The 9,323-nt window shown below is 70.2% G+C and carries 5 protein-coding genes and 1 pseudogene; 2 read left to right on the top strand and 4 right to left on the bottom strand.

Features of this window, described 5'->3' with window-relative positions; genetic code table 11:
• From D7Y04_RS42090 to D7Y04_RS42080, 3 genes and pseudogenes are all read right to left on the bottom strand, one after another.
• A pseudogene (locus D7Y04_RS42090) lies at positions 1 to 1,943 on the bottom strand (hypothetical protein); the annotation flags it as partial.
• On the bottom strand, positions 1,940 to 3,973 hold the full coding sequence (locus D7Y04_RS42085) for a CHAT domain-containing protein (RefSeq protein WP_121763017.1): 2,034 nt from the start codon (positions 3,971 to 3,973) through the stop codon (positions 1,940 to 1,942). The pseudogene D7Y04_RS42090 and the gene D7Y04_RS42085, both read right to left, overlap by 4 nt.
• Before the next feature lie 50 nt (positions 3,974 to 4,023).
• Positions 4,024 to 5,199: a trypsin-like serine protease gene (locus D7Y04_RS42080; RefSeq protein WP_121763016.1), complete on the bottom strand. Its 1,176-nt coding sequence runs from the start codon at positions 5,197 to 5,199 to the stop codon at positions 4,024 to 4,026.
• A 166-nt stretch (positions 5,200 to 5,365) separates the two neighbouring features.
• Between D7Y04_RS42080 and D7Y04_RS42075 the strand changes: the two genes are divergently transcribed.
• Together D7Y04_RS42075 and D7Y04_RS42070 are read left to right on the top strand one after the other, a co-directional pair.
• A complete protein-coding gene (locus tag D7Y04_RS42075; RefSeq protein ID WP_120594372.1) occupies positions 5,366 to 5,953 on the top strand; it encodes a PadR family transcriptional regulator in 588 nt (195 codons plus the stop codon).
• Positions 5,950 to 7,533: a nitrilase-related carbon-nitrogen hydrolase gene (locus D7Y04_RS42070; protein ID WP_121763015.1), complete on the top strand. Its 1,584-nt coding sequence runs from the start codon at positions 5,950 to 5,952 to the stop codon at positions 7,531 to 7,533. The genes D7Y04_RS42075 and D7Y04_RS42070 overlap by 4 nt, the downstream gene beginning before the upstream one ends.
• Here the strand turns inward: D7Y04_RS42070 and D7Y04_RS42065 are convergent.
• Positions 7,515 to 9,302 (bottom strand): C1 family peptidase, encoded by a 1,788-nt coding sequence (locus D7Y04_RS42065; protein ID WP_121763014.1) that lies wholly within the window; start codon positions 9,300 to 9,302, stop codon positions 7,515 to 7,517. The two genes, D7Y04_RS42070 and D7Y04_RS42065, sit on opposite strands and share 19 nt — an antisense overlap.
• Positions 9,303 to 9,323: the final 21 nt, after the last annotated feature.

Genomic DNA, 9,323 nt, shown 5'->3' with positions numbered 1-9,323 from the left:
CGCGCCGCCCTGTCCCAGGACGCGGTCACCACGCGCCGCCCCTCCGGGCTGAAGCGCGCCGACAGGACCGAGGCCTGGTGCTCGCCCAGCATCATGGGCTCGCCGGTTCCATCCGCCCGCCGCACCCGCACGCTCATGTCCGCCGAAGCCGTCACCAGCCACTGGCCATCTGGACTGAACCTCGCGGAGTGAACGGTGTCCTCGTACTTCCAGAGCGCCTCGGGCGTGCCCGTCCCATCCGCCCGCCACACCCGCACGGTGGCGTCCCGGCTGGCGGTGGCAACCCATTGCCCGTCCGGGCTGAACTCGATGGAGTCGACGATGCCCTCATGGCCCGTCAACGCCACGGGGGTGCCCGTCCCGTCCACGCGCCATACCCACGCGGGTCCTTCCCTGGAGGCCGCCGCCACCCGCTGGCCGTCCGGGCTGAAGGCCGCGACGTTCAGCGGCGCCGTCCCCTGGAACGTCACCTCCGGGAGGGGTTCCTTCAGGACGTCATGCGCCAGTTGTGTCCACCACCGCGCCTGCTCGGGTTCGGGCACTTCGAGCAGCAGCTTCGTGGCCATCGCGGTGTAGCCGCGGCCCTGCAGGTCGCGAGCCCCTGTCATCAACGCCAATCCCCGTGCGTCTCGCGCCTGCTTGACGGCTTCCTGCTTCGCGGCATCCGCGGCCGTCATCGCCTGGTCCGCCTTGGTTCGCTCCATCCAGGCCCAGATGAGCAGCAGGGCCATCAACGCCGCCACGCCTACCGCCACCGACGCCAGGACGATGAGCTTGCGCCGCTCGGCCGCTTCACGCCGGCGCTGTCGCTGCGCGGACTCACGCTCGATGCGCTGCTGCTTGAGGTCGAAGACCTTGCGCGCGAGCCAGTCGTGTCCCAGTTCGAAGTACCGGCTGCCCTGGTGCTGCTCCGCGTGCAGCACCGCCGCCGCTTCCAGGTGCGTTAGCACCTCGTCCGCATGCTCGGGTGGCAGCTCGGCGCGGGCCTCCTGCTCCGTCAGCAGGGTCCGGCTGCCGTCGCTCGCGATGAGGTGCTGCTCCAGCAACCGGCGCGCCGCCCGCTTCTTGTCGGAGCCGAGCGCATCCAGCGTCGCCTCCAGGTAGCGGTGCACCATCGGCTCCGCGGCGACAGGCTCCACGGCCTGGCCCCGCGCCCGCTCGTCCCACAGCGCCCGGCAGACGATCTGCGCGAACGCGGCCTGCACCTCGGCGTCATCGTCCTGTTCGCCCTGTCCCGCCATGCGCACCTGCCGCATCAGCGCGCGCACCTCCTGCTCGGACCAGGGCTGCGAGGGCAGGCCCTTCTCGGTGGCCAGCCGGCACGACACCTTCACCATCTCGCCCACGGTGAGCGGCCCCAGCCGGAAGCCCTGCTCCAGCAACTCGCGCCGGCCCCGCACGCGGTCGCGGAAGCGCCCCAGGTAGTCCTCGCGCATCGCCAGCACGAGCTGCAGCCCGCGCACCGGCTTGCGTGCCAGCGCGTCCAGGCCCTTCAGCAGCGCGCCGGTCGCCTCCACGTCGCGCCCCGGCAGGAAGAGCTGCTCCAGTTGGTCCAGGTAGATGAGCACCGGCCGGTCCGAGCGCTGCGACGCGAGCTCCAACGCCGAGTCCAGCGCCTCCACCGTCCCCGCCTGCTCCGGCGGCGGCCCCAGCTCCAGCTCCGCGTGCATCGTGCGCACGAGCCGCGCCAGCGGAGCCTCACCCGCGAGCCACCCGTCGATGCGCACCGTGCGGAACTCGTGCGCCTCCTCCAACAGCGGAATCACACCGGCCTGCATCACCGACGACTTCCCCGCGCCCGAAGGGCCGAAGAGCGTGAGGCACGGGTGCGCGAGGATGCGGTTCACCAGCCGCTGCGTCACCGTCTCGCGGCCGAAGAAGCGCTCGCGGTCCGCCGCGCGGTAGGGCTGCGGCCCGAGGAAGGGATTCACCAGGCCGCTCATCGCGAACCTCCCGGCGTCCCCGTGCCCAGGGACTCGGCCACCGCGCCCGCTTCCGCCTGCACCACCTGGATGCCAGTGCCCGCGGGCAGGCCCCGGCCTGACTTCCAGGACTCCGCCTCATGCACCCCGGGCTCCAGAAGCACCAGGCTCTTGCGAGGCAGCGGCCGGCGTCCGAACAGCCGCGACAACAACATGCGGTGGTTCCATGTCAGCAACGACAGTCCAATGAGCAGCGCGGGCCGGCTGTCCAATGTCCCCAGGATGGCGTCCGCCAGGTCCGGAGGCAGGACGGACTCCAGGTCTCGCACGCCGTGCAGGTAATCGTCCTCCGTGAGCAGCGGCGTTTCGAAGACGCGGTCGGGCAGATAGCCCCGGTACAGCCGCACCAGCGCCACGTCGCGCGACGGGTCGAAGTCCAGGGGCAGCGTGTCGAGCGGTTCCCAGCCCTGCCCCGGCAGGCGCCGACGGATCAGCGCGGAGCCCTCGTCGGGCGACGAGGGCTGGATGACATACAGCGGCAGCTCCGGCCGGTGCAGCGCGAGCGCGTGCTCCAGCACGGGCATGCGCAAGAGCGTGATGTGGACGCCGGGTTTCAGCCGCCGCGCCAGCGCCTCCACCAGCGGCAGCGTGGGCGTCGCATCCTGGAACACCTCCTGGAAGTGCGAGTCCAGCGTCTTGGGCCCGAAGCGCAGCGTGAACCGCTGCGCCAGCGCGCTCATTGGCAGCGCCTCCGGTACGGCCCACGGCGTGCCCCGCATCCGGCCGTGCAAGAGCTCCCGCAGGTCCTCGTCCGTGGCGCCCCCGTGGTCGCCCAGCACCAGGGAGAAGGGACGCGAGACCAGGTCCAGGAGCCCGTGCAGGGACGGGTCCTCGCCGCGCACCGGTTCGGACTGCACGGGTGCACGGGGCGCGGAGTTCACCCGGGCGGGCCGGAAGGAGAAGAGGGTGGTGTCACTGCCTCGCAGGTACAGCACGGGGGAGAAGGCCTCGGCGCTCTCGCCGAACTCCGTGAGCACCGTGCTGCGCGCGTCATGGAGGCAGCGGGCCACGTCGCCCCGGTGCCGGGTGTCGCCCACCAACGCGCGGTAGAAGGCCCGCGAGCACGCACGCGCCACGTCTGTCTTTACCGGCCACAGGTGCGCCACCACCGCGTCCGCGCCGCCCTGCGCGAGCAGCTCCGCCGCGCTCGTCAGCGCCCCCGGTTGAGCGCCCTGACAGGCTTCGAGCACCACCAATCGCAGGTCGCCCCGGAAGGCTCCCGCCAGCTCCTTCGCCAGCAGCTCCACGGAGAGCCCCGCGGACGCGCCGTCCGCATCCGTGAGTTGCAGGACCGGGGCTCCCTTCGCGTCCACCCCGCCATGACCGATGAAGTGCAGGATGTGCGGCGCGGGCTCCGAGCGAAGCCGGTCGATGACGTAGTCGCGCCGCGAGCGGGGCCCCACGAGCGGCTCCATCCACTCCAGCGCTCCGGAGTCGATGGCCGGCTGGAGCATGGCGCGCAGGCGGGCCGGAGCCTCTTCGTCGAGCGGCGAGACGACGAGCAGCCGCACGGCCCCGGTGACCTCGCGAGGAAGCCAGGGCTTCGTGGACTGCACCCCGCGCACGATGCACAGCTCCGGCGAGATGCCGAGGAAGTCGAGCGGCCCGGACGGTCCACAGAGCGCCTCCCAGGGAAGCGCCTGGAGCTCGCGGTCCCGAGGCAGCAGGCGCAGCAGCAGCGGCTTCTTGCTCCCGATGTTGCGCGACACGCCGCGCAGCTCGAGCAGCACTTCCTGGAGCCCCTCGCGGAAGAGCGCGGAGTGCAGCGCCCGCGCCTGCTCGGGAGACTCCAGGGGCACGCCGCGCACGGCTGCGTCCCGCACCCACTCACCGAAGCGGCGGAGGGCGTCGCGCGAGTGCGCGGGCCCCAACCTGTGCGGCGCGGGCTGCTGGCCACCGCTACCCCGCGCCGTGGCGCTGACCTCATCGCCAGTCAGCGAGAGGTCGACCTCCAGCCAGAATCCGGGCGCCGCCGTTCCGTTCGTGCTCATGAGCGCGGAAGCCTACCCCGTCTTCATGGCACCCGGAGCAGGCGGCCGTATCAATAGAAAGTACGTCCGAGCATGGAGGCGTTGGTGACAGCCGTCTCGCCATACACGGAGATGTACCAGGTCCCCTGGCTCGGGTAGTAGAGCGAGCAATACTCCAGGTTGCTGTCCGTGGCACCGGAGCGGCAGTCGTAGTTCGTCAGCGTGGGCGCTCCGTTGTAGCGCACGTAGAGGGTGCCATTGCCGGTGCCCTTCTGGAGCGACACGGTGAACGCGGGGATGCCCGACGGCAGGGTCAGTGAGTAGTGCTTCCAGCCGCCCTGGGGGGCGCTCACGTAACTCAGCGTCGCCCGCGGCGCGGTGCTCAGCCGCGGGGTCATGTAGTCGATGAACCCCTTGAGGTACGCGGCCCGCTCGAAGATGTTCGGCGCCGAGCAGCCCAGGTTGTAGCTGGCGACGCCCACCAGCTTCTTCCCGGAGGGGCCGTCCACCACCAGCGGGCCTCCCACGTCCCCCGTGCAGAAGGCATTGCCCTGCGCCGAACCATCCGTCCCCAGCTGGTCGGTGGTGAGGGGTTGCCCCAGCGCCAGGGAGGCATCCGCGTTGGACAACAGCGGCACGCTCATCTTCATCAACGCGTCTGGGATTGCACCGCCCGGGGTCGTCTGCCCCCAGCCCGAGAGCGTGGCGATGACACCCGGATTGGTGTAGCCGGAGGAGACATCCGCCGCCGTCGCCACCGGCAGGGCCGCCACCGTGGTGCCATTGAGCGTCAGCGGGGTCATCACCCGCAGGAGCGCCGCGTCCTTGCCCTGCGCCGGATCCCACGAGCCAATGAGGGGAATGATGTCCAGCAGCGTGCTCACCTGACCCGTGCTGTTCATCGACGACAGGCTGTTGCCGCCCGCCACGACACGCAGGGTGCTGGGATGCGGGGGCGTCACGGTGCCGGTCCCCAGCACGCACTGGCGTGAAGTGAGGACCCAGTGGGTGTTGATGATGGTGCCGCCACACAGGTGGTTCCCGGCCGTATCCTGGAGGGACACCATCCAGGGGAACTCACCGGCGGCGGCGGGCGTGGCCCCCAGGAGAGGCCGAGCGGCCTGCGCCACGGCGGGTGGATCGCCGACAGCTTCAGGGCCACAGCCAGCGCCCAGGGACAGGAAGCCCAGCGCGACGGTGGCTCGCAGGGAAGGGGACCACGAAGAGGACGAGCGGAGAGAGGTCATGCAGCCACTCTAAGGTTCGTCCTCTGGATGAGAGCAGGCTTGTTTCACGGCTTGAACTGGGAGTGTGGCCGGCGTCCCAGCGAATGAGCACGCCCACCGGGGGACGCCAAACGAGGGCTGGTGGCCGGATATATCAGCCTGATATATCCGGGTGGAGGAGGCAGTCATGGCGAGGGAGAGCACCTGTCGGTTCGCCATCCTGGGGATGCTGTGCCGGGAGCCGATGAGTGGGTACGACCTGCGAAGCACCATCGAGCGGTCGGTGGGGCACTTCTGGCAGGAGAGCTACGGCAACCTGTACCCGACGCTGGAGCGGATGGCGGAGGAGCGCCTTGTCGAGCTCGAGCCGGAGGAGCGCTCGCGGGGCGGACGGATCCGCAAGGTGTACCGGGTGACGGCGGCGGGGCGGAAGGCGCTCGCGGAATGGCTGAAGCGGCCGGTGCTCCCGCATGTCGAGCGCAACGAGCTGTTGCTCAAGCTCTTCTTCGGGGCCCAGGTGGGGCCCGCGGACTCCCTGGCGCAGGTGGAGCGCAGCCGCGCCGAGGCGGAGGGGCTGCTGGCGGTGCTGCGCCTCATCGACGAGGACGTCCGCCACGCTCGGAAGGACGATCCGGAGTTCGCCTACCAGCACCTGTCGATTCGCGCGGGGCTGCTCGGGCTGGAGGCGCACCTGCGCTGGTGTGACGAGGCGCGCGAAGCACTGGGGCGCATGAAGCCGACGACAGGTTCGACGAAGAAGAGGGGAGCGCGATGAGCGGTCATCCGGACGAAGGAGCACGGCGTCTGTCCACGTTCGTGCCGTGGCTCGCCCTGGGCGTCGGGGCTGGACTGGTGCTGTTGCTGAACACGGAGTGGGCGGTGCTGCCCGGCTGGCTGATGGGCGCCCTGTTCCTCTTCTTCTCCCGGAGGCAGCGGCCCGCGGTGGGCTTCGTGGGGCTGCTGGTGGCCAACACCATCGCCGTTGGCGTGGCGAACCTGGGAGTGTTCCCGGGCTCCGCCGCGAGCGCCTTCGGCATGGCCTTGGGAGGCTCGGTGGTGGTCGCGCTGCTGTACCTGGCGGACCGGCTCGTCGTGGGGCCACGGGGCACGTTCGTGGGGACGCTCTTCCTGCCAGCGGCGACGACGGGGCTGGAGCTCTTCAGCAGCCTGGGCAATCCATTCGGCACGTGGGGAGTGCTGGCCTACACCCAGGCAAAGCTGCCGGTGCTGGTGCAGCTCGTGTCGGTGACGGGGTTGTGGGGCCTGACGTTCGTCCTGGTGTGGTTCGCCACGGTGGCCAACTGGGCGTTCGAGCACCGGGATACAGGGCGCCGCATCCTGCCCGGGCTGGCGGTGTACGCGGCGGTCCTGGTGGCCATCCTCGGCTTCGGAGCGCTGCGGCTCGCGGGGGCGGGGAGGGTGGGCGAGCCCGTCCGGGTGGCGGGCATCACCGTGGCGGGGGATGTGGCCACGGGCCGCGAGGCGGGGTTGTCCCGGCTCATGAAGGGCGAGGCTTTCGCCGATGAGGACTGGCGAGCCTTCGCCGAGGCCTCGCGCGCGGTGAACGAGGAGTTGCTGCGACTGTCGGAGCAGGAGGCCGCGAAGGGGGCGAAGCTCCTCCTCTGGTCCGAGGGCAACGCGGTGGTGCTGGCCGGGGACTTGGAAGCGCTCATCGCGAAGGGGAGCGCGCTGGCTCGCGAGCGGGGCGTATGGCTCGGCATGTCGGTGGCGAGCATGACGCCCGAGGCGGAGCGGATGCTGCGCAACGAGCTCATCCTGGTGGGACCGGATGGCGCGGTGGCATGGCGCTACGTGAAGTCCCGGCCGGTGCCGGGATGGGAGGCGGATCACTCCATCCCGGGCAGCGCGGAGCCGGCGGTGAGCCAGGCCCCCGGCGTGGGAGTCCTGGGGGGCGCCATCTGCTTCGACGGAGACTTCCCGGCGGTGTTCTCAAGCGCCTCGGAGCGTGGGCTCGAACTGCTCCTGCTGCCGTCGAGCGACTGGAAGGGTATCAGCCCGCTGCACACGCGTCAGGCGGTGTTCCGCGCGGTGGAGCAGGGCTTCAGCATGGTGCGCCAGGTGAACCAGGGGCTGTCCGTTGCGGTGGACGGCTACGGGCGCGTGTATGGCGAACTGGACCACTTCACGGCGGAGGAGCGGGTACTGCGCGCCGAGCTGCCGGTGGGACGGGTGTCCACGCTGTATGCGCGCATCGGGGACTCGGTGGGATTGCTCTCCGGCCTGGTCGCATTGGGCTGGGTACTCCAGGCCGCTGTCCGCGGACTCGTCGCGCGGCGGCGAAGCGCGAACAACGCCGCCGGCGTGGGTGACAGGGGTCAGGCTCTGGGCCCATGAGGACGCTTGGGGGCCGCCTCCTCCGTCTTCGGGGGGAGGATGTCCTCCCGCGGAGTCTCGGCCACCTTGCCGCTTCCGCGCTGGCGCTCCTCGACGAGTGCCATCTGCATCTGCTGAAGCGCCGTGAGCCGTGGCTTCGTGGTGCTTCGGGTCTCTTCCTTGAGGGCCCGCTCCAACTCGACGACCGTGCCGAGCTGGTCATAGACGTCTGTCTGTCCGTGAAGGAAGGAGTCCGCTCCGAACACGCCCTTGAAGCAGGGGATGACATGCCCCTGTTTTCCGAGCGCCGCCGTCACCTCGCCCATCAGCAGGCGCGCCGCTTCCTCCGTCCGCACGAGGGACTCGGCCTCCACCTCGGAGCCCTGTTCGGCCAGGGCGGTCCCCAGGCGGTTCTTCTTCACGATGCTCTCCACGTCGTGCAGCGTCTTGGAGAGATTCTCCGCCCCCTTGCTGCTCTCCACGAGCAGGAGGTTCAGGTAGAGCGCGCCAATCACAGGCGCTCCCTGCCATACCTGGAGGCCGCCATCCCCGAAGCGGATCTCCCTGCCGGCTCCGTCCTGACGGAAGACGCCCTTCGTCGGCTCCGCGGCCGAGGCGAGGAGCGATGGATTCCGGCCCGAGAGGTCCCAGGCGAGCCCGACAAGGTAGAGGTCGTCGGACGCCTGTCTCAGCGACGTGAAGTCGAAGGACGGGGTGATGCTCACGCGGCGCAGCCGTACCGAGACCGCCTCGCGAGTCGAACGAAGCCCCATCCGCAATGCGTCATGTGCCGCCTCCACGCCCGATGACGTGATGCGCAGGGGGACCTCGGTGAATGGATCATTCCCTCGGACCACCTGGATGAGCGCCGGCGTCCGTTCCGCACGGCTCGGACGCGCCCTTCGCTTGCCCGGCTTCTCCTCCTCCTCGATGTCCTCCCGGGTCGCTTCCTCCGGAGGAATGAGGGCGGCATCCAGCAGGGCCCAGCAGTCCGTCGCCAGGGGGCGCTCCCGGTCGAAGAAGGTCCACGGAAGGAAGCCGTAGCCGTCCAGTCCCCACTCCGGACTCCAACTGTTCTTGAAGAAAACGTGGGAGTCGCTGTAGCCCACCGCGAGGACGGCGTGACCACCCTCCACGGCCTCCTGCGGTGCTGGGTACGGGATGATCCCGCTCGCCTTCACCTCCGGCGAGAACATCGAGCTGAAGCAGGTGAAGCCGAAGGCGAACGGCAATCCCGCGTCCAGCGCGCTCTTCAAATGCCCGATCTTCTCTTCCAGGCGGAAGTACTGGATGGCCCGGAAGTTCTGCGCGAAGGCGTACTGGAAGGCCTGCGGCTCGCGGTCGAAGTCGCTCTCCTTGTAGGGCCAGTATTCCTCTGGCGGCACGCCGAAGAGGCGCAGCGCGCGAATCGTGCTGCGGATGAAGGCCCCCGTGTCGCCCCGGCCGTCCCACCCGAGAAGCCGCCGGGTCGCCCGGTAGAGGAAGAAGCGCGAGGCCTCGATGTTCTCGCCCGTCATCCGGCGCTGGAAGTACTCGTACAGGCCCACCACCGCGTTCGCCGTGCAGGAGCCAATCTGTCCCTGGTCCTCGACCGCGGAGCACCACTTGCGCAGGTCCACCCGCAGCGGGCCCACCGACGTCGCGCCCGCCGCCGCCCCCACCGCACCCTTCGGTGACAGCCGGGGCATGACCGCGGACAGGGAGCGCTTCACCTCCGGCGCACGCACCGTCAGGTCGCGGGGATCGAGCGGATCCGGCAACCAGCCCAGTCTTGGAATCTTGTAGCTCATGGAGTCCCTCCAATGGTCCAA

It is taken from the genome of Corallococcus sp. AB038B (assembly GCF_003668955.1).
Lineage (GTDB): Bacteria > Myxococcota > Myxococcia > Myxococcales > Myxococcaceae > Corallococcus > Corallococcus exiguus.
Note: the sequence above shows the minus strand (reverse complement) of the source record. Positions and strands in the feature narration are given on the sequence as shown.